This is a genomic window from Kitasatospora sp. NPDC092948 (assembly GCF_044754805.1).
Classification (GTDB): domain Bacteria; phylum Actinomycetota; class Actinomycetes; order Streptomycetales; family Streptomycetaceae; genus Kitasatospora.
The window spans coordinates 1-19,927 of the sequence record NZ_JBIVPU010000010.1 but is presented as its reverse complement, the minus strand read 5'-3'; the positions used below and the strand labels follow the sequence as shown (position 1 = coordinate 19,927).

General features: G+C 73.3%; 19 protein-coding genes and 1 pseudogene. 15 read left to right on the top strand and 5 right to left on the bottom strand.

The genetic code is table 11. The annotated features are described in order from the left end of the window. A complete protein-coding gene (locus tag ACIQF6_RS25645) occupies positions 1 to 261 on the top strand; it encodes a hypothetical protein (RefSeq protein ID WP_400898918.1) in 261 nt (86 codons plus the stop codon). A gap of 118 nt (positions 262 to 379) precedes the next feature. On the opposite strand, the gene ACIQF6_RS25640 is transcribed toward ACIQF6_RS25645, so the two are convergent. Beyond that, entirely contained in the window at positions 380 to 946 is a 567-nt protein-coding gene (locus tag ACIQF6_RS25640) for a MarR family winged helix-turn-helix transcriptional regulator (protein ID WP_400898916.1), read from the bottom strand. 439 nt (positions 947 to 1,385) lie between these two features. Between ACIQF6_RS25640 and ACIQF6_RS25635 the strand changes: the two genes are divergently transcribed. The 8 genes from ACIQF6_RS25635 to ACIQF6_RS25600 all read left to right on the top strand — a co-directional run bounded on the left by ACIQF6_RS25635 (position 1,386) and on the right by ACIQF6_RS25600 (position 11,448). Further along, positions 1,386 to 2,396, top strand: a complete 1,011-nt coding sequence (locus ACIQF6_RS25635) for an MFS transporter (RefSeq protein ID WP_400899366.1) — start codon at positions 1,386 to 1,388, stop codon at positions 2,394 to 2,396. Next, the gene (locus ACIQF6_RS25630) at positions 2,393 to 4,693 is read left to right on the top strand and encodes a molybdopterin oxidoreductase family protein (RefSeq protein WP_400898914.1); all 2,301 of its coding nucleotides are present in this window, start codon (positions 2,393 to 2,395) and stop codon (positions 4,691 to 4,693) included. Before ACIQF6_RS25635 ends, ACIQF6_RS25630 begins: the two co-directional genes overlap by 4 nt. 6 nt (positions 4,694 to 4,699) lie before the next feature. Next, positions 4,700 to 5,317 (top strand): 4Fe-4S dicluster domain-containing protein, encoded by a 618-nt coding sequence (locus ACIQF6_RS25625; protein WP_400898912.1) that lies wholly within the window; start codon positions 4,700 to 4,702, stop codon positions 5,315 to 5,317. Beyond that, positions 5,314 to 5,946 (top strand): ubiquinol-cytochrome c reductase iron-sulfur subunit, encoded by a 633-nt coding sequence (locus ACIQF6_RS25620; protein ID WP_400898910.1) that lies wholly within the window; start codon positions 5,314 to 5,316, stop codon positions 5,944 to 5,946. Before ACIQF6_RS25625 ends, ACIQF6_RS25620 begins: the two co-directional genes overlap by 4 nt. A gap of 43 nt (positions 5,947 to 5,989) precedes the next feature. Next, complete coding sequence (locus ACIQF6_RS25615; RefSeq protein ID WP_400898908.1) at positions 5,990 to 6,358, top strand: hypothetical protein; 369 nt, start codon at positions 5,990 to 5,992, stop codon at positions 6,356 to 6,358. A gap of 85 nt (positions 6,359 to 6,443) precedes the next feature. Then, positions 6,444 to 6,845 carry an SHOCT domain-containing protein gene (locus ACIQF6_RS25610; protein ID WP_400898906.1) on the top strand — a complete coding sequence of 134 codons (402 nt, stop codon included), beginning with the start codon at positions 6,444 to 6,446 and terminating at the stop codon, positions 6,843 to 6,845. Positions 6,846 to 6,883: 38 nt separating this feature from the next. Then, positions 6,884 to 8,926, top strand: coding sequence for a SpoIIE family protein phosphatase (locus ACIQF6_RS25605; protein ID WP_400898904.1), 2,043 nt, complete (start codon positions 6,884 to 6,886; stop codon positions 8,924 to 8,926). Positions 8,927 to 9,222: 296 nt separating this feature from the next. Beyond that, entirely contained in the window at positions 9,223 to 11,448 is a 2,226-nt protein-coding gene (locus ACIQF6_RS25600; protein WP_400898902.1) for a SpoIIE family protein phosphatase, read from the top strand. Between the two features lie 74 nt (positions 11,449 to 11,522). On the opposite strand, the gene ACIQF6_RS25595 is transcribed toward ACIQF6_RS25600, so the two are convergent. Beyond that, positions 11,523 to 12,527 (bottom strand): aldo/keto reductase family protein, encoded by a 1,005-nt coding sequence (locus ACIQF6_RS25595; protein ID WP_400898900.1) that lies wholly within the window; start codon positions 12,525 to 12,527, stop codon positions 11,523 to 11,525. Between the two features lie 255 nt (positions 12,528 to 12,782). Here ACIQF6_RS25595 and ACIQF6_RS25590 point away from each other — a divergent pair, with 255 nt between their 5' ends. From ACIQF6_RS25590 to ACIQF6_RS25580, 3 genes are all read left to right on the top strand, one after another. Next, positions 12,783 to 13,997 carry an ROK family protein gene (locus ACIQF6_RS25590; RefSeq protein WP_400898898.1) on the top strand — a complete coding sequence of 405 codons (1,215 nt, stop codon included), beginning with the start codon at positions 12,783 to 12,785 and terminating at the stop codon, positions 13,995 to 13,997. Between the two features lie 226 nt (positions 13,998 to 14,223). Continuing rightward, complete coding sequence (locus ACIQF6_RS25585; protein ID WP_400898896.1) at positions 14,224 to 15,234, top strand: Acg family FMN-binding oxidoreductase; 1,011 nt, start codon at positions 14,224 to 14,226, stop codon at positions 15,232 to 15,234. Positions 15,235 to 15,297: 63 nt separating this feature from the next. After that, positions 15,298 to 15,639 (top strand): DUF5713 family protein, encoded by a 342-nt coding sequence (locus ACIQF6_RS25580; protein ID WP_400899364.1) that lies wholly within the window; start codon positions 15,298 to 15,300, stop codon positions 15,637 to 15,639. 107 nt (positions 15,640 to 15,746) lie between these two features. Here the strand turns inward: ACIQF6_RS25580 and ACIQF6_RS25575 are convergent, their stop codons facing one another. Further along, positions 15,747 to 16,565 (bottom strand): class I SAM-dependent methyltransferase, encoded by an 819-nt coding sequence (locus tag ACIQF6_RS25575; RefSeq protein WP_400898894.1) that lies wholly within the window; start codon positions 16,563 to 16,565, stop codon positions 15,747 to 15,749. 222 nt (positions 16,566 to 16,787) lie between these two features. On the opposite strand from ACIQF6_RS25575, the gene ACIQF6_RS25570 reads away from it, so the two are divergent. From ACIQF6_RS25570 to ACIQF6_RS25560, 3 genes are all read left to right on the top strand, one after another. Continuing rightward, positions 16,788 to 17,420 (top strand): ArsR/SmtB family transcription factor, encoded by a 633-nt coding sequence (locus tag ACIQF6_RS25570; protein ID WP_400898892.1) that lies wholly within the window; start codon positions 16,788 to 16,790, stop codon positions 17,418 to 17,420. Then, complete coding sequence (locus ACIQF6_RS25565; protein WP_400898890.1) at positions 17,417 to 18,166, top strand: SRPBCC domain-containing protein; 750 nt, start codon at positions 17,417 to 17,419, stop codon at positions 18,164 to 18,166. Before ACIQF6_RS25570 ends, ACIQF6_RS25565 begins: the two co-directional genes overlap by 4 nt. A gap of 155 nt (positions 18,167 to 18,321) precedes the next feature. Beyond that, positions 18,322 to 18,894, top strand: coding sequence for a dihydrofolate reductase family protein (locus ACIQF6_RS25560; RefSeq protein WP_400898888.1), 573 nt, complete (start codon positions 18,322 to 18,324; stop codon positions 18,892 to 18,894). 40 nt (positions 18,895 to 18,934) lie between these two features. Here the strand turns inward: ACIQF6_RS25560 and ACIQF6_RS25555 are convergent, their stop codons facing one another. Beyond that, complete coding sequence (locus ACIQF6_RS25555; protein WP_400898886.1) at positions 18,935 to 19,576, bottom strand: DedA family protein; 642 nt, start codon at positions 19,574 to 19,576, stop codon at positions 18,935 to 18,937. A 165-nt stretch (positions 19,577 to 19,741) separates the two neighbouring features. Continuing rightward, positions 19,742 to 19,927 (bottom strand): annotated as a pseudogene (locus tag ACIQF6_RS25550) (electron transfer flavoprotein subunit alpha/FixB family protein); the annotation flags it as partial.

The window sequence follows — 19,927 nt, the reverse complement described above, 5'->3', positions numbered from 1 at the left end:
GTGCTGCTCGGCGACGAGCGCCTCACGGTCGCCGAGCAGGTCCGGATCCTCGTGACGGCGACCGGCCGCCGCATCGCGGTCCGCCCGGTGGAGAGGCCCGCCGAGGCGGTCCCGTCCCGCTTTCCCGGCGGAGTGCCGCAGGCGCCGGCCGGTGCCGTCGTCGAGCGGGTCACGCTGCTGCGCGCCGACACCGTCGGGCCGCGCACCGGCACCGTGGCACGACCGCTGGGAAGCCGGCCGGCCGCGTGCGCGACCGGCTGAGCGCGCAGCGCCGACGCGTTCCGGCCGGACGGCGACGTGCCGCGGTGGGCGGTCCTCCGGTCGGCCGCAGGGAAGGAAAGGCGCTGCGGCGGACCGGAGTGGGCGGCGGGGAGGAGCGTCAGGACTGCCCGCCGCCGAGGTACTGCTCCAGTTGCTGCTGGTTGACGACCAGGCGCAGGCAGAGGTGCCGGAACTGGGTGAGCTCGTCGGGGGTGAAGCCGCGGAAGACGGCGGACATGGCGCGCTGGGTCGGCAGACGGAAGGCGTCGAGCCAGTCGCGACCGGCGGGGGTGATGGTGACGCGGACGGAGCGCCGGTCCTCGGGGTGCTGGACGCGGCGGGCCAGGGTCTCGCGTTCCAGGGTGTCGACCAGGCCGGTCACGTTGCGGGAGCTGACGCCGGCCGCGCGGGCGAGTTCGCCGATGGTGAGGCCGTCCGCGCCGGCGTTGCCGAGCCGGGTGAGCAGATCGAGGGCTCCGGCGCTGAGGCCGCGGCCGCCGGCGCCGCGGGCGCGCAGGCGGTCGACGGACTGGGAGGCGGAGCGGACGGCGGCGGCGGCTTCGAGTGCGAGGGTGTCGTCGTCGAGCGCGAATGCGGCCATGGAGGCGCGCACGCCGGGGTCGTAGAGGTGACCGTCGGGGTCGGTGGCGAGAGCGGGTTCGGGAGTGGGTTCAGGGGCGGGCAAGTTATGTACGTCCTTCAACATGAAGCAGTACCTTAAATGCTGTCACCCTGATGGTCCAGCCCCGAAGCCTGACTGACGGCCGATCAACCCACCGGCGGAGAATGCGGCTTGGCGACAGGTCTCGCCCGCTCGACCGTTCGGCGCAGCGACGCGCCGCCGACGGCGCAGTCGGCGCGCGGGGAGGGGAGGTGCTCGTTAGCGTCCGAGGGCGGGAGGGCATCCGGGCCGCGGTGCCGTGCCGGGCCGCCCGATCGAGGATCGGACCGAGTCGAGCGCTAGGAGAGTGCGCGTGGCCGCGACACCGCCGCCCCCCGGGGGGACACCGGACGGGGGTACGGAGGGCAGTTCGGCCGGGGACGGGCCGCCTCCGTACCGCGCGGGCGCCGCGCGCGCGGATTCGCGTCCGGTGGAGACGACCTCGCCGGCCGGTCGGGCGTCGATGGTGGCGGGGGCGGCGAGCGTGCTGCTGATCGCGGCGATCCTGATGGGCAGCCGGGAGCTGCGCGACTTCGACTCGGCGCTGGTGCCGTACGCGGTGGCGTCGGTGTTCCTGACCTTCGGCGTGGTGTACCGGTACATGATGTGGGTCTCCGCGCCGGCCGCCCGCCGACTGTTCCGGGAGGGCTGGAGTGCGGCCCTGTCCTGGGAGAACCTGAAGCGCTCGCCGACCGCGCTGCCGCGGATGGCCGTCACTTACCTGGGCTTCCAGAAGTTCCTCGGCGCGCGCTCGCACGCCCGTTGGGCCGCACATCAACTGATCTTCTGGGGCTGCCTGTTGGCGGCGGTCATCACCTTCCCGCTGACCTGGGGCTGGTTCACCTTCACCGCCTCCAGTGCGACCGGTCCGGGCTACGAGATGCGGCTGTGGGGGCTGAAGCTGTTCGGCTTCGACTCCGGCAGCTTCCTCGGCTGGGCGCTCTACCACGGGCTGGACCTGGCCGCGGTGATGGTGATCGGCGGCGTCGGCTACTTCCTGTGGCGCCGGGTACGGGACCGGGCCGCGACCACCGGTCAGCGGTTCGGCTACGACTTCCTTCCGCTGCTGGCGCTGCTCACGATCTCGGTGACGGGCCTGCTGCTGACCTTCTCCGAGATGTTCCTGCACGGCGGTGGCTACGAGTTCTTGGCGATCCTGCACATGGCGTCGGTGGTGCTCACCCTGGTCTACCTGCCGTTCGGGAAGTTCTTCCACATCATGCAGCGCCCGGCCGCGGTCGGCATGCAGCTGTTCAAGTACACGGCGGGGCGCAAGGGTTCGGATGCCGTGGAGCTGCGGGCGTGCCGCCGCTGCGGGCAGCCGATCGACACCGTCGCCGCCGTCGACAACCTGCGCGCCACCATGCGGGACCTGCGGCTCGGCTTCGACGAGTGGGTCGAGTACTGCCCGCGCTGCAAGCGGGTGCTGCGCGGCACCGCGTACCTGTCGAACGTCAAGCGGGGGTTCAAGTGAGCGCCGAGCACGTTCCGTTGGACCCGAGCGTCGCCCCGATCGGGACGCGGAACTTCCGCGACGCCGGCGGCCTGCCCGCTGCTGCCTGGCGGGCCGACCAGACCGAGCAGACCCTTGTCCCCACCCACTGCTGCTTCTGCGGCGTCCAGTGCGGCATGTACCTGCGGGTGGACGGCCGCGGCAAGGTGTTCGGCGTCGAGCCGCGCAACCACGACATCAACCGAATGCGCCTGTGCCCCAAGGGAATCAATGCCTACCAGCAGGTCAACCACCCGGACCGGCTGACCGCGCCGCTGCTTCGGCGGGAGCGCAACCAGCCGCTGCGGGAGGTGAGTTGGGACGAGGCGCTGGAGTTCACGGTGGAGCAGATCGGCCGGATCCAGCGCGAGCACGGCCGGGACGCCTTCGGGGTGCTCGGCGGGGCCAGCCTGTTCTCCGAAAAGACCTACCTGGTGGGCAAGTTCGCCCGGGTCGCGTTGAAGACCCGGCACGTGGACTACAACGGCCGGCTGTGCATGGTGAGCGCCGCGGGCGCCAACAAGCTGGCATTCGGCATCGACCGGGCGGCCAACCCGTTCGCCGACATCCTGCAGACCGACTGCCTGCTGATCGCGGGCTCCAACGTCGGCGAGTGCTTCCCGGTGCTGACCCAGTACGTGTGGGGAGCCCGCGACCGGGGCGCGACGCTGATCGTCGTCGACCCGCGGGAGACCGCGGTCGCCCGCACCGCCGACATCCACGTCGCGCTCAAGTCCGGTACGGATTCCGCGTTCTTCAACGCTGTGCTGCACGTGATCGTGGAGGAGGGGCTGACCGACGAGGCGTTCCTGGCGGCGAACACCACCGGCTGGGCGGAGGTGAAGGCCGCCGTCAAGGAGTACCCGCCGAGCCGGGCCGCCGAGATCTGCGGCATCCCGGCCGAGCAAGTCGTGGAAGTGGCACGGGCGTTCGGCCGGGCGCGGCGGGCGATGGGCTGGCACGCGCGCGGCATCGAGCACCACACCCAGGGCGTGGAGAACTGCCTGACCGTCATCAACCTGTGCACCGCGACCGGCAACCTCGGCCGCCCGGGCGCCGGTTACGGCACCCTCACCGGCCAGGGCAACGGGCAGGGCGGCCGCGAACACGGCCAGAAGTCCGACCTGCTGCCCGGCGGCCGGTCCATCAACGACCCGGCGCACCGCCGGCAGATCTCCGCGATCTGGGGCATCGAGGAGTCCGAACTCCCGCCCGCCGGAACGTCGATGATGGAAATGGTGTGGCAGATGCAGCGCCAGGAGATCCGCGGCCTGATCGGCATCTGCAACAACCCGTTCGTCTCGCTGCCCAACTACGCGGTGGTGAAGGACGGTTACGACAAGCTGGAGTTCCACGCCCAGTTCGACTTCTTCCTGTCCGAGACCGCCGCCAACGCGCACGTGGTCTTCCCCGTCACCACCTGGGCCGAGGACGAGGGCGTGATGGCCAACGCCGAGGCCCGTGTCGTCAAGCACAACAAGGCGCAGGAACCCCCCGAGGGCGTGCGCACCGACACCTGGGTGATGTGCGAAATCGCCCGACGGCTCGGCGCGGGAAGCAAGTTCGCCTTCGAGGACTCGCGCGACGTGTTCGACGAACTGCGCCGCGCCTCGGCGGGCACGGTGATCGACTACTACGGCATCACCTACGACCGGCTGGAGCAGACCGGCGGCCTGGTGTGGCCCTGCCCGGGCCTGGAACACCCGGGTACGCCAAGGCTGTTCGAGGACGGGAAGAGCTACCACCCGGACGGGAAGATCCACCTCCAGGTGGTCGAGTGGCACCCGCCGGCCGACCCGTACGACGACGAGTTCCCGATGACGCTGACCACCGGCCGCACCGTCGCGCACTACCTGTCGGGCAACCAGACCCGGCGCCTGGGCGGGCTGGTCGAGCAGACACCGCGCCCGTGGGTGGAGGTGCACCCGTCGCAGGGCTTCCGCAACGGCGAGCCGGTGCGGGTGGTCACCCGGCGTGGCAGTGAGGTGCTGCCGGCGCTGGTCACCGAGGCGATCCGGCCGGACCACGTGTTCGTGCCCTACCACTGGCCGTACCCGGTGGCCGCCAACGAGTTGACCATCGACGCCCTCGACCCGCGTTCGAAGATCCCCGAGTACAAGGTGTGCGCGGTGCGGATCGAACGCGCCCGCACCGTCGAACCCGTGCCCGCGCCGCCCACCCCGCCGGGCCGCGAGGCGTACCCGGAGGCCCAGGCGTCGCGCACCGACCCGCTGCCGCCGACGTCGCCGCAGGGCCGCGGCACCGGAGAGAGGGGCTGAGCCACGATGCTCGGACGCACCGTCTTCATCGACCCCGGGCGCTGCATCGGCTGCCAGGCCTGCGTGTCGGCGTGCCGCGAATGCGACTCGCACCGCGGAAAGACGATGATCCACCTGGACTACACCGACGAGGGCCGCACCGTCGCCTCGCTGCCCACCCTGTGCATGCACTGCGAGGACCCGGTAGCCCCGTGCGCCGAGGTCTGCCCCGCCGAGGCGATCCTGATCACCGCCGACGGCGTCGTCCACGAGGCCGACGCGACGCGCTGCATCGGCTGCGCCAACTGCGTCAACGCCTGCCCGTTCGGCGTGCCCAAGATCGACCTGGCCGCGAAGCTCCAGATGAAGTGCAACCTCTGCTACGACCGCACCTCCTACGGCCTGGCCCCGATGTGCGCCACCGTCTGCCCGACCGGCGCGCTGTTCTACGGCACCGCCGAGGAGCTGCAGGCCGAACGGCCCGGCGTGCAGGTCTCCACCGAGTTCGTGTTCGGCGCCACCACGGTCTCCACCGGCGTCGCCATGGTGGTGCCGCCGGAGCGCCGCGCACCCGTCCCCGGCGGGCTGCTGAACGTGATCGAAGTCAACGGGCGGCCCACGCCCGGGAACGGAGCACCGGCGTGACCGGCCCCGTCGACCCGTCCGATCCCGACAGCCCCGAGGACCGCCACCGCGCCGAGCAGGACGCGCTGCGCGAGCGGATCAGCGCCGACCCGCTCACCACCCGCCGCGACTACCTGCGGATCGTCGCCACCGTCTCCGGTGGCCTGGCGGCCGGCTCCGTCGTCGTCTCGGCGGGCGCCCTGCACCGGCACGGCGACGGCATCGCCGCCCCGCTGAAGGTCGCCGACCGGCTGGAGAACGGGCAGGCGGTGAGCTTCGACTACCCCGGCGAGGACGACCGGGCGATGGCGATCCGGCTGCCCGACGGCACCCTCGTCGGCTACTCCACCGTCTGCACCCACCTCGCCTGCGGCGTGCTGTGGCGAGCCGACCAGGGCATCGACGGCGACCTCTACTGCCCGTGCCACGAAGGGAAGTTCGACGCCCGAACCGGCGCGGTGACAGCCGGCCCGCCGCCCCGGCCGCTGCCCAAGGTGGTGATGGTCGAGGACGCCCGGGGAGCGGTGTGGGCGATCGGCACCGCCCGCTCCGGCGAGGACGAGCAGAGCGGCCTCTGCCGGGGCCTGCGCGGCCGCAACCCGGCACTGGCCGAGGCCGCCGGATGCCCGACCAGGAAGAGCGGCAAATGAGCACTTGTGGAAGAGAGTTGACGGAGCGTCAGGAGAGAGTGCGGTGAGCGTCCCCGAAGGCCACTTCCCGGGGGGCTACCACCCCGGCAGCGACGAACCGCGCCTCAACCGGCCCGTCCACGAACGCTACCCGCAGATCCGGCCGACCTCCGGCTACGCCGACGCCCGGGTCACCGCCACCGGCCCCGGCCCCGGCGCGGGCACCGACCCGCAGCCGGAACGCTCCGCGATCCTCTCCGCCCGCGTCGGCCTCGCCATCACCGTCGTCATCGGCCAGCTGTGGGCGCTCACCGTCGCCACCGACGCCTGGATGCGCGGCGAGACCGCCACCGCCTGGTGGTCCACCGGCTTCAGCGCCGCGTCCTTCCTGGTCGTCCTGCTCGCCTGGCGGATCTCCCCGAACGACCGCTGAACCTGCCGCCGGGCGCCCGGCTGCTGAGCGTGCGCCGCCCGGAATGTGGTGATACCTCTCGAAGGACCTGTGGAAGGGAGCCCCGATGAACTACCCGTTGCTCAACCTGTTCTGGACGATGCTGTGGCTTTTCCTCTGGATCCTCTGGCTCTTCCTGCTGTTCAAGGTGATCACCGACATCTTCCTCAGCCACGACATGGGCGGCTGGGGCAAGGCCGGCTGGACGATCTTCGTCATCCTGCTGCCCTACCTCGGCGTGCTCGTCTACCTGATCGCCCGAGGCAAATCCATGGGCAACCGCGACCGGGCACGCGCCATGAAAGCCGAGGGCGACTTCCAGGACTACATCCGCAAAGCCGCCGGCACCGAGAACCGCGACGCCGGAGCCCGGCACGTCGACGAACTCGCCCGCCTCGCCGACCTGAAGAACAGCGGCGCCATCTCCGACGACGAATACCGCGCGGCGAAGAGCAAACTGCTCGCCTGAGACCCCGCCGACCGGCGGGCGGGAGGAGGAACGGCAGGGTGCCGGACACACCACTGACACCCGAGGTGTTCGACCGGGCCATCGTGGCGATCGCACTGACCGCCGGCAGCGACCACCGCCTGGTGTACGTCAACGACGCGTTCCGCGACCTGTTCGGCGACCGCCCGCTCGGCGCCCCGGCCCGCGACGTCTTCACGGAACCGGGCGCCGAGCGGTTCGTCGCCACCCTCGACGCGGTGCTCGCCGACGGCACCGCCCGCCAGGTCACCACCCCCCGCACGCTCGGCTGCCCCGACAGCGGCACCGCCCACCGGCACTTCGTCTACTCCAGCTCGCCCGCCGGCACCCTGCACGGCCCCGGCATCCCGTACGGCCCCGCCATCCTCACCGCCGCCGTCGACACCACCGCCGAACTGCACTCCGCCCTGGAGACCGAACGCCTCTCCGCCGAACGCCTGCAGACACTGCGGCGCTACGAGGCACTGATGGCCGCCGCCTCCCAGATGGTGTGGCTGGTCCACGCCGACGGCACGGCCGACGAACTCGTCCCCGGCTGGGAGGCCCTCACCGGCCAACCGTTCGCCGAAGCGGCCCGCACCGGCTGGCTGAACGTCGTCCACCCCCAGGACCGCGACCAGGTCGCCACCCGCTGGGCCGACGCCGCCCGCGACCTGCCCACCGCCTTCGAACACGTCTTCCGGGTGCACGGCAAGGACGGCGGCTACCGGCACGTCCGGGCCCGCGCCGTCCCCATCGTCCGCGACGGCGGACCCGCCGAATGGATCGGCACCACCAGCGACATCGAGGACCAGTGGCGCAACCGCCTGCGCGAGCGCCTGCTCGCCCGGGCCGGCGCCGTCACCGAGGCCGAACGCCCCGAGGACGCCTTCGCCGCACTCGCCGCCACCCTCGTCCCCGACCTCACCGACGTGTGCGCCGTCTACCTGCTGCGCGAACCCGACGCCGCCGGCGGCGACGTCGTCGCCACCCGCATCGCCTCCGTCGCCCGCCCCGGACTGCCCCCGCTGCCACCCATCAACCGGCAGACCTTCACCCTCGGCGAACGCGCCCGGAAAGCGGTTTCCGACCGCACCCCCGTCACGATCGAATTCACCGGCGCCGACGTCCCCGGCGGCAGCCTCCCCGAGATCTCCGTCCGCTGGCTGGTCCGCGCCCGCGCCACCAGCCTCACCCTGCTGCCGATCGTCGTCGACGGCGCCGTCGTCGCCCTCGCCGTCACCGCAGACTGCGAAGGCGCACCCCCGCCCGGCCCCGCCGACATCGACCTCCAGCACGAAATCCTGCAACGCGCCCAGGCCCCGCTGCGCCAGGCCCTCGCCCTGCAACGCGCCCGGCACACCGCCGTCGTCCTGCAACGCGCCATGCTCACCACCCCGCCCCGGATCGGCGGCGCCGACCTCGCCGCCCGCTACCGCCCCGGCAGCCGCAGCGCCGAAGTCGGCGGCGACTGGTACGACGCCTTCACCCTCCCCGACGGATCACTCGCCATGACCATCGGCGACGTCGCCGGCCACGACCTCGCCGCCGCCACCACCATGGGCCAACTCCGCGCCATGCTGCGCTCCATCGCCTACACCCGCCCGCACGGCCACACCCCCGCCGACACCCTGCGCGAACTCGACACCGCCGCCGAAGGACTCGGCGTCGGCAGCTTCGCCACCGCCGTGCACGCCCGCCTCACCCGGCACGGCGCGGACGGCGCCTGGGAGGTCGAGTGGAGCAACGCCGGCCACCCGCCGCCCGTCCTGGTCCCCGTCACCGGCCCGCCCCGCCTGCTCACCGCCGAGGACGCCGACGTTCCGCTGTGCGTCGACCCCGGCCGCCCCCGCGTCACCCACCGCGACCCGATAGGCCCCGGCGAGACGCTGCTGTTCTACACCGACGGGCTGGTCGAAGTCCCCGGCGAACACCTGGGCGAAGGCATCGCCCGCCTCTGCGCAGCCGCCGCCGAAGCCCGCCACCGCCCACTCGCCGACCTCTGCGCACACCTGGCCGGCCGGGTCGTCGACGTCCGCGACGACATCGCCCTGATCGCCTTCCGGCCGGGGAGACCCGCATGACCACCCCCAACGACGACCCGGAACGGCCCGGCACCAGCGCCGACAGGTCGCGAGCTGCTGCTCCTGGCGGCGGCCCGGAACGGCCCGAGACTGCTGGCGGGTCGCGAGGTGCTGCTCCTGGCGGCGGCCGGGAAGGGTCTGAGATTGCTGGCGGGTCGCGAGGTGCTGCTCCTGGCGGCGGCCGGGAAGGGTCCGAGACCGCCGGCGGGCCGCACGACACCGCCCCCGACGGCGGCCAGGTCGCCCCGGGTACCGACGACGCGGCAGTGCTCGACGCCGTTTTCGAGCAGGCCCCCATGAGCCTCTACCTGCTCGACCAGGACCTGCGCCCGGTCCGCCGCAACGCCGCCGCCCGCCACGCGGACAGCCCGCCCGGCACCAGCCCCGGCCCCGGTCCCGTCAGCAGCCCCGGCACCGCCGGCCCCGGCCCCGGTCCCGTCAGCAGCCCCGGTCCCGGCACCAGCCCCGGCGCCGCCGGCCGCCGCGTCGGCGACCTCGCGCCCGGCTTCGACGACACCGAACTCCAGGCCCTCGCCCGGCAGGCCCTCCACGACGGCGAGTGGATCCGTGAGCACCTGGTCCGCGTCCGCACCCCCGGCGAGCCCGGCCGCGACACGGTCGACGCCGTGACGTTCTTCCCGATCGACTCCGCCACCGGCCACCGCTACCTGGTCGCCACCGTCGAGGACGTCACCGAACGCCAGGCCGCCCACGAACGCCTCGACATCCTGCACACCGCACACCGCCAACTCGGCGCCTCGCTCGACGCCATCGGCTCCGCCCAGGAACTCGCGGACGTCGCCGTGCCCCGCCTCGCCGACATCGCCACCGTCGACCTCCTCGACGAACCACTGCGCGGCCTGCCGCCCCGTACCGGACCCGTCGACCCCACCGCCCCGCTGCGCCGCGCCGCCTACCGCGCCACCCACGGCTCCGGCCGCTCGCCCCTCGAACAGGGGCCCATTCCGCACGGCGAACTCTCCACCTACGGCGCACCCACGCCGTACAGCCAGGTGCTGGACGACGGGCGGGCCCGGCTGGTGCGCGGATTGAACGGCGACGAGAACTGGCTGACCGCCGACCCGGTCCGCGGCCGCCGACTGGCCGGACTCGGCGTGCACTCGATGATCGTCGCGCCCCTGGTCGCGCACGACACCGTCCTCGGCCTGCTCGCCCTCTACCGGACGCGGCGGCCGGACCCGTTCGAACAGGCCGACCTGGACCTTGCGGCCGACCTCGCCGCCCGCGGCGCCCTCTCCATCGACAAGGCCCGCAGCTACGCCCGCGAACGCACCATCGCCACCACCCTGCAACGCCAACTGCTGCCCAGGGAACCGGCCGAACTGAGCGCCGTGGAGACCGCACAGGTGTACCTGCCGGGCGCGATCGGCCCCGGCGGCGACTGGTACGACGTCATCCCGCTGTCCGCCGCCCGGGTCGGCCTGGCGATCGGCAGCATCACCGGAAGCGGCATCGAAGCCGCCGCCCTGATGGGCCAACTCCGCACCGCGCTGCGCACCTTGGCCGTGCAGGACCTGGCGCCGGACGAACTGCTGGTCCGCCTCGACGAGGTCGCGCGGGTCCTGACCGACGAGCAGCGCGGCAGCCTGCCGACCGGAGCTGACCGGCTCCCGGACGGCCTCGCGTCCTGCCTGTACCTGGTGTACGACCCGATCTCCCGGACCTGCACCGCCGCGTCCGCCGGCCACCCCTCGCCGGTGCTGATCGGCCCGGACGGCGGGCCGCTGCCGTTCGAGCTCGCACCCGCGCCGCCGCTGGGCTGGGGCGACTGCTGCTACGAGACGACCACCGCCGAACTGGACGAGGGCTGCGTACTGGCGCTGTACACCGAGGGGTTGATGTCCGGCCGGGCCCGGCACACCGGCGAGAACGGCAGGCCGGCGGAGGACGTCGGCACCCGGAGGGCGGTGCTGGAACGGACCCTCGCGCAGGCCAACGAGGAACAACTGCCCGACCTGTGCGACCAGGTGGTGTACGCGCTGCTGCCCGAACGGCAGCGCGAGGACGCCGTGCTGCTGCTGGCCCGCACCCGGGCGCTGCCGGACGAGCGGGTCGCGGTGTGGACCCTGCCGGACGACCCGGCGGTGGTGCGCACCGCCCGCCGACTGGCCGAACACCAGCTCGCCGCCTGGGAGTTGGAGGGCCTGGAGTTCACCACCGAGCTGATCGTCAGCGAGCTGGTCACCAACGCGATCCGGTACGGGGAGCCGCCGATCCGGCTGCGGATGATCCACGACCAGGGCCTGATCTGCGAGGTGTCGGACAACTCGGCCAGCAGCCCGCACATGCGGCGCGCCAAGAGCACCGACGAGGGCGGCCGCGGACTGTTCATCATCGGGCATCTGGCGCAGCGCTGGGGCACCCGCTCCGGCCGGCACGGCAAGACCATCTGGGCGCAGCAGGACCTGTCGTCAACGGGCGTCCCGGACTTGGAGATCGGCGGGCTCGACGACCTCGGCGGGCTCGACGACCCTGGCGGGCTCGGTGGGAGCGACACGTAGCGGGCGGGGGAGTCGGCGGGCGGGCCGGCGGCTCCGCGGATCGGTCTTCCGCGGGGCGCCGGCCCGGTGCGGCGTCAGGGACGGTTCTTCGGGGCGTGCTCGGCGGTCTTCGCCGGGTTGAACTCGGCGACGGGCGCCAGGATTTCGTCCATCCGGGCGAGCAGCTCCGGCTCCAGCTTCACACCGGCGGCCTTGACGTTCTCGGTGACCTGCTCGGGCCGGGAGGCGCCGATGATCGCCGCGGACACGTTGGGGTTCTGCAGCACCCAGGCGACGGCCAGCTGGGCCAGCGACAGCCCCTGCTGGTCCGCGAGCGGACGCAGCAGCTGGACGCGCTCCAGTACGTCGTCGCGCAGCCAGCGGGCGACGAAGTTCGCGCCGCCCTTCTCGTCGGTGGCCCGGGAGCCCGCCGGCGGCTCGGCGCCGACCCGGTACTTGCCGGTGAGCACGCCCTGCGCGATCGGTGACCACACCACCTGGCCGAGCCCCAGCTCCTCGGACACCGGGACGACCTCGCCCTCGATGACCCGCCACAGCGCGCTGTACTGGGGCTGGTTGGAGACGAACGGGACGCGCAGCTCGCGGGCCAGCGCGTGCCCGGCCCGGATCTGGTCGGCCGTCCACTCGGACACGCCGATGTACAGCGCCTTGCCGGAACGCACCACGTCGGCGAACGCCTCCATGGTCTCCTCCAGCGGCGTGGACGGGTCGTACCGGTGCGCCTGGTACACGTCCACGTAGTCGGTCTGAAGGCGGCGCAGCGAGCCGTCGATCGACTCCATGATGTGCTTGCGGCCGAGCCCCCGGTCGTTGCGGCCGGGCCCGGTCGGCCAGAACACCTTGGTGAGGATCTCCAGCCCCTCGCGGCGCTCGCCCTTCAGCGCCCGGCCGAGGACCGACTCGGCGCGGGTCTCCGCGTACACGTCGGCGGTGTCGAAGGTGGTGATGCCCGCGTCGAGGGCGGCGCGGATGCATGCCGCCGCGGTGTCCTCCTCGACCTGCGAACCGTGGGTGAGCCAGTTGCCGTAGGCGATTTCACTGACGATCAGGCCGCTGCGGCCCAGGTGACGGAATTCCATGATCTGTACGGTACGTCAGCTGACGGCTCCGGTGGGTACCATCGCCGTGCCGCAGGAACCGGAGCGGGCCGGTGTCGGGCGGGCGTGTCGGCGTCGCGTTTCCTGGCGCCGGTGCGGGTGTGACGACCTGGACGTGGACGACAGTTGAGTCTGTGACGGTGTTGCCGGCGGGGGCGGGCGGACTGTCCCGACCGGAGAAGAGGAACCGTGACCCACCCGCAAGCGGCGTCGCCCGGGCGGAGACGGCCCGCAGGCGTGGCTCCCGAGCCCGCCAGATGGAGTCGGCAGCGGCTGCGCAGCAACAACGAGTGGCTGCTGCTGGAGCTGCTGCGCACCGGCGGCCCGTCCTCGCGGGCCCAACTCGCCCGCGACACCGGCCTGTCGAAGCCGACGGTGTCCGCCGCGCTGGGCTCGCTGGAGACGGCCGGGCTGGTCCGGGAGGCGGGCACCCTGGCCCCCGACCGGGGTCGCACCGCCGTGCTGTACCGGGCCCATGCCGGAGCCGGGCACGTGCTCGGGATGGACGTCGGCCGGGCCCGGCTGCGGGTCGCCGTCGCCGACCTGTCGGGCCGGGTGGTGGCCCGCCGGGACGCCCCGAACCGCGGCTGGACCGGCTCCGCCGTCGCGGACGCGCTGGTCGCCACCGCCCGGGACACGCTCGCCGATGCGGGCCTCGCCGGGGGCGCCGGCGGCCCCGCGGGCTGCCCGGCGGACGGGGTGGTGCGGGCGGTGATCGGCAGCCCCGGCGTGTGGGACGAGCGCCGGCGGGCGATGCGGCACGCCGCGCACCTGCCCGGCTGGGCCCGGACGGGCCTGTTCGACCGGATCGCGGACGGTCTCGGCATGCCCGTGCAGGTCGCCAACGACGCCAACCTCGCCGCGCTCGGCGAGTACACCTACGGTGCGGGGGCGGGCAGTTCGGTCTTCGCCTACCTGCTGGTCGGAACGGGCGTCGGCGTCGGCCTGGTGCGCGACGGCGAGCTGTGGACCGGGGCGCACGGCGCGGCCGGCGAGATAGGCATGCTCCAACTGCCGTGCCCGCCGGGCGACCTGGCGAGCCGCCGGGACGTTCCGCTGGAGGACGTGGTGGCCGCGGACGCCGTGGTCGGAGAGGCGTGGCGGCTCGGACTGACCGGTGCGAGCACCGCCGAGGAGGTGTGCGCGGCGGCCCGGGCGGGCGATCCGGCCGCGCGCGCCGCGATCACCCGGCACGCGCAGCAACTCTCCTTCGCGGTCGCGGTGGTGGCCGCCGTCGCCGACCCGGAACTGGTCGTGCTGGGCGGTGGCCTGGGCCGCAGCGCGGACCTGCTGCTGCCGCCGCTGGAGGACGCGCTGCACCGAACCTGCGAACTGCGACCCCGGGTGGTGGCCAGCACGCTCGGTGAGGACGCGGTGCTGCTGGGCGCGGTGGCGACCGCCCTGGAGTCGGCCCGGCTGGAGGTGTTCGTGCAGCGCACCGCGTCGGCGTGACACGGCCTGCGGACGGATGCGCGCGGCCCGCAGCCGGTCGTGCGTGGGCCGTGCGCGGCACGTGCGTGGGCCATACGCGGCACGTGCGTGGGCCGTGCGCCGGAAACGGGACGGAGGTCGTCGGGCCGGGGTCTTTGGGCCCTACCGGCGCGGCCGGGCCGAGGCGCACGCTCAAGACAGAGAGGCACGTGGAACGCGACGAGGATGCGGCGAGGAGTGATCCGCGATGGTCGAGTCGACGGCGGGTACGAGGGGCGGGCCGGGGGCGGCACTGGGCGTGCAGGAGCTACGGGTCCTGGTGGCGGCGGCCGGAGCCGCGCCGTCGCTGCACAACTCCCAGCCCTGGCAGTTCCGGGCGGCGGAGGACGGCCACGGGGTGCTGGTGTTCGCGGACCCGGACCGGGCCGTCCCGGTGGCCGACCCCGATGGTCGCGGCATGCTGCTCTCGGTCGGTGCGGCCCTGTTCAACCTGCGGGTGGCAGCCGCCCGGCAGGGCCTGCCCGTGGAGGAGCTGGAACTGCTGCCCGGCCCCGTCGCGGCGGACGCCCCGGTCGCAGTGGTGCACTTCGGCCGGCGTGGAGTCCCGGACGAGACCGCCGAGTTGGCGGACGCGATCGCGCTGCGGCACTCCAGCCGGGAGCCGTTCAACAACCGCGACGTCCCCGAGGCGGTGATCGGCGAGCTGATCGCGGCCGCCGCCGCCGAGGACACCGTCCTCGACGCGCTGGAGGAGTCCGAGGCGCGCCGGGTGCTGGCGCTGATCGCCGAGGCCGAGGCCCGGATCGTGGCCGACGCCGCCCGCCTTGCGGAGACCGGGAGTTGGCTGCGCGGCGAACCCTCCGCGGACGGCATCCCGGTCGAGGCGCTCGGCCCGCAGGACCACGACGCCCGGGTCCCCGTACGGGACTTCACCGGACACGGCCCCGTCCACGCGGAACGCTTCGAGGCGCTCCCGCAGTTGGTGACCATCTCCACCCGCGGCGACACCGCCGCCGACTGGCTGCGGGCCGGCCAGTCGATGGAGCGCGTCTGGCTGGTGGCCACCGCCCACGGCGTCCGCGTCTCCGTCCTCCACCAGGCCGTCGAACTCCCCGACACCCGTTGGCGGTTGCGCAACCCCGAGGCCGGCATCGGCACGGTCCAGGTGGTCCTCCGGATCGGCTACGGCCCGCGCGGCGCAGCCACCCCCCGCCGCGAGGTCGCCGACCTCCTGCGCGGAGCCGTTCCTGCGTCCTGACGGGCTGTCGGTCCTCGGAGGGATGATCGGCAGGAGAATCCCCCAGTGGACGGAGCGACCGGGATGGCGATCGGCAACGAGCTGGTGGCGGGGCACGAGTTCCTGCCCGAGATGGGCAGGGACTCGTACTACCCCGCCCACCTGGTCGAGCAGGGGCGTGCGGTGCTGCGCGCGCTGTGCGAACGGATCGAGGCGCAACGGCCGCTCGACCTGGCGGAGTTGTACGTGCTGACGCACGCCGCGACGGAGGAGTTCAACCGCCTGGGCGAGGCGTTCGAGGACGCCGGCAGCGAGATCGAGACGGTCGCCCGGGACGCGATCGGCGCGGATTTCGCGTTCGTCGCGGCGGCGTACGGCTTCACCGGCGCGGACCACGAGGAGCTGATCGCGCCGCGCGACTGGTGAGCCGTGGGCGGGCGGTGGCTGGTGAGCCTCGGACGGGGCTGTGAGCGGTCCGGGATTCCGAACGGGGCGCACTGCGGCGGGAGTTGTACCGCGCCGCAGTGCGGGCTTCAGCGGGTTCCGGTCGCGAGGAGCGCCGTGTGCGGGAGGGCGAGGGTGCCGTCCGGGGTGCGGAAGGGAGCGGCGAGGCGGTCGTACTGGCGGCGCGCCTCGGACTGGGTTTCGGGGCTCTGGGCGAGCAGGACCTGGCCGATGGTGGCGACGCCGGAGGCCGGGCCGGCCCACCAGTCGTCGGCGGCGGTGCGGTGGTCCCAGTCGACGGTGCGGCAACCGGCCTGCCGGAGACCGGCGTCGGTGAGGAGCGCGGCCAGGCCGTCCGGGGTGCGGGGGAAGTCGTCGGCCGGGTCGAGTGGCGCCAGGTGCGGCGGGCGGACGGCGCCGGCGGCCTGCATGGCCAGCGGGATCAGTGCCTGCCCCGGGGCGGGGGTGCCCGACCAGATGGTCAGGGCGAGGCGGCCGCCCGGTCGCAGGACGCGGCGCAGCTCCGCCAGGGCGAGCAGCGGGCGACCGACGTGGTTGAGCACGAAGTTGGCCGCCACCGCGTCGAACTCGCCGTCCCTGTAGGGGAGTTCCGGCAGCGTGCCGAGTTCCACCCGGGCCGCGGGCGCGGCGCGGCGGGCGAGTTCGACCATGCTCGGCTCGGCGTCCACCGCGGTCACCTCCGCACCCCGGGCGCAGGCCGCGGCAGCGACGGTGCCCGGCCCGGTGCCCACGTCCAGCAGTCGGGTTCCCGCGAACACCTCGGCGGCGTCCAGGAGTTCGGGCGCGGTGTGCGCGCAGAGCCGCCCGAACGTCGCGGCGTAGGCGGCGGCCCGCCCGGTCCAGGCGGTGCGTTCGTTGGTGTCGAAGCTCGTGGTGGTGGCCGGCATCGGTTCCCCCTGGTCGATCGGTCGGTGGGCGATCATAGCCCGGCGCGCGACCGAGGTGCAGGTGCCCAGGGCCCCCGAGGTGCAGGCGCACCGGGCGTCCGCGCGGCCATATCTCATAGGGGCTCACCGACAAATTATTTTGTCTTGACAGGAATTCTGTTCGGAGGGAGGCTGGAGTCGTTCCCGGGAGCGCCGGGGGCGTTCGAAGCGGAGGGTGGAGAAGTGCTGGACGTCGCAGTGATCGAAGAGCCCGCCGCGGCCGAGGCGTCGTTGGACCCGATACGCTCCCGGATTCTCGCCGCCCTGGCGGAGCCCGGCTCGGCCGCCATGCTGGCGGGCCGGCTGGAGCTGCCCCGGCAGAAGGTCAACTACCACCTGAAGGAGCTGGAGCGGCACGGGCTGGTCGAGCTCGCCGAGGAGCGCCGGAAGGGCAACGTCACCGAACGGGTCTACCGCGCCACGGCCGCCTCGTACGTGATCTCGCCCAGCGCGCTGGCCGCCGTCAGCCCCGATCCGGCCCGGTCGCCCGATCAGCTGTCGGCCCGCTGGCTGCTGGCGCTCGGGGCCCGGCTGGTGCAGGAGGTCGGGTCGCTACTGACCGGCGCGGCCCGGGCCGGTCAGCGGGTGGCGAGCTTCGGCATCGACGCCGAGGTGCGGTTCGCCTCCGCCGCCGACCGGGCGGCCTTCGCCGACGAGCTGGCGCAGGCCGTGGCCGGCCTGGTCGGCCGGTACCACGACGAGTCCGCGCCGCAGGGCCGCAAGCACCGGGTGGTGATCGGCCTGCACCAGATCCCCGACCCGCACCCGGCCGCCGACCGTCACCGGCCCGACGCAGCACAGGAGACCTCCCGATGACGCACCCCTTCGAGATCGAGCAGGAGATCGTCCTGCCCGCCGACCCTGAACAGGTCTGGGAGGCGATCGCCACCGGGCCCGGCATCGACTCCTGGTTCATGGGCCGCAACGAGGTCGAACCCCGCGAGAACGGCACCGCCGCCATGGACGTGGGCGGCCACCGGGAGAAGGCGGTCGTCACCGCGTACGAGCCCGGCAAACGGTTCGCCACCCGGACGGGCACCGCCGAGGACGGCCGGTTCATGGCCTTCGAGTACCTCATCGAGGGCCGCGAGGGCGGCAGCACCGTCCTGCGCGTCGTCCACAGCGGCATGCTCGGCGACGACTGGCAGGACGAGTACGACGCGCTGCGCCGCGGCTGGCCGTTCCACCTGCACACGCTCCGCGAGTACCTGACGTACTTCGCCGGGCGCACCGGCACCCCCGTCTTCGCCATGGCGCTGCCCGGCGAACGGCCCGCGCGGCAGGTCCGGGCGGCGCTCGCCCGCGGCCTGTCGCTGCCGGCCACCGTCGACGTCGGCGCGCGGGCGCACGCCGAGCCGGCCGGGCTGCCGCCGCTGGCCGGGGAGGTGACGTGGTCCGACGAGGAGCGCTGCGAGGTCCGCACCGCCGACGGGCTGTACACCTTCCACCACGGCCCCGGCCCGGTGCTGATGTTCCACCACCTGTTCGGCCGGGATGCGGATGCCGCCGCCGCGGCCACCGGGTGGCAGCAGTGGGCGGCCGGCGTCCTCGCCGAGCACTGAGCGTCGAGGCGCTGAGCGTCGAGCGCCGGGCGCCGAAGCAGTGAGCGTCGAAGCAGTGAGCGCGGACGTGCTGAGCGTGCTGAGCGTGCCGAACGCGCAGAGCGCGAGGCGCTGACCACACAGACCAGATCCGTACACCGAGGAGAGCACCCATCATGCGCACCCTGATCAGCACGGCCTTCGTCTCGCTCGACGGCGTGGTGGAGGCCCCGGGCGGCGAGCCCGGTTACCGCAACGCCGGCTGGACGTTCAAGGACATCGAGTTCGTTCCCGAGGCGTTCGAGATCAAGGCCCGGGAGCAGGAGGAGTCCGGGGCGATGCTGCTGGGCCGGGTCAGCTACGAGGCGTTCAGCCCGGTCTGGCCGGAGATGGCGGAGTTCGCGCGGTACCGGACGCTGCCGAAGTACGTCGTCTCGTCCACCCTCGGTGCGGACCAGCTGGTCTCCAACTGGGGCGAGACCAGCATTCTGCGTTCACTGGACGAGGTCGCCGCGTTGAAGGAGACCGAGGGCGGTCCGATCATCGTCCACGGCAGTGCGAGCCTGAACCGGGGCCTGTCCGACGCCGGGCTGATCGACCGGTACCACCTGCTGGTCTTCCCGCTGCTGCTCGGCGCGGGCAAGCGGATGTTCAGCGCCACCGACAAGGACGTCCAGAAGCTGGCGCTGGTCGAGCACGAGGTCTACCGCAACGGCGTGCAGAAGCAGGTCTTCGACGTCGTCCGCTGAGGAGTGAACAGGCCGACTGTCGCCAGCTGTTGACGGTCCGTCAGCGGCGGGCGGTGCGCGTGCGGCGGAACTCGAGGGCGAGCGGCAGGAGGGAGACGACGACGATCACCGCGATGGCGGGGAGCAGGTAGTGGTCGACGTTGGGGATGGTGGAGCCGAGCGCGTAGCCGCCGAGGACCAGGCCGACGGTCCAGATCAGGCCGCCGACGGTCTGCCAGAGCGCGAAGGTGCGGGTGGGGACGCCGAGGGCGCCGGCCAGCGGGTTGAGGACGGTGCGGACCACGGGGACGAAGCGGGCCAGCGTGATGGCCTTGGCGTGGCCGTAGCGGGCGAGCAGCTCCTCGGCACGCTGGGCGCCCTCGTGCAGGCGGCGGTTGCGGGAACGTTCCAGCAGGGCGCGACCGCTCTTGCGGCCGAGCAGGTGGCCGACCTGGGCCCCGGCGAGGGCGCCGACGACGGAGGCGGCCAGGACCTGCGGGAGGCTGAGGTGCGGGCCGGAGTGCAGGCCGGGGGTGCAGAGCAGGCCGGCGGTGAACAGCAGCGAGTCGCCCGGCAGGAAGAAGCCGATCAGCAGCCCGGTCTCGGCGAACAGCACGGCGGCGATGCCGAGCGCACCGAACGCCCCGAGCAGGGAGGATGCGTCGAGCGGGTTGACCGCCAGCAGGGCGGAGTGGGCGTACACGGCGTGGCCTCCGAGGCGCTCAGTGTCTACAGAGCAGTAGACCGTCTACGCGACTGTAGACGATAGAGGTGGGGGAGGCGCAAGCGCGGGGCGTCCGCGAGCGGAAAATGCGGAAGGGCGCGACCATGGCGGTCGCGCCCTTCCGGGACGGTTGGTGACAGGCTGTCAGCCGGCCTTGACCTCGGTGGTGAGCTGGGGCAGGACGGTGAACAGGTCGCCGACGACGCCGTAGTCGACGAGTTCGAAGATCGGGGCTTCGGGGTCCTTGTTGACCGCGACGATGGTCTTCGAGGTCTGCATGCCGGCGCGGTGCTGGATCGCGCCGGAGATGCCCGCGGCGACGTACAGCTG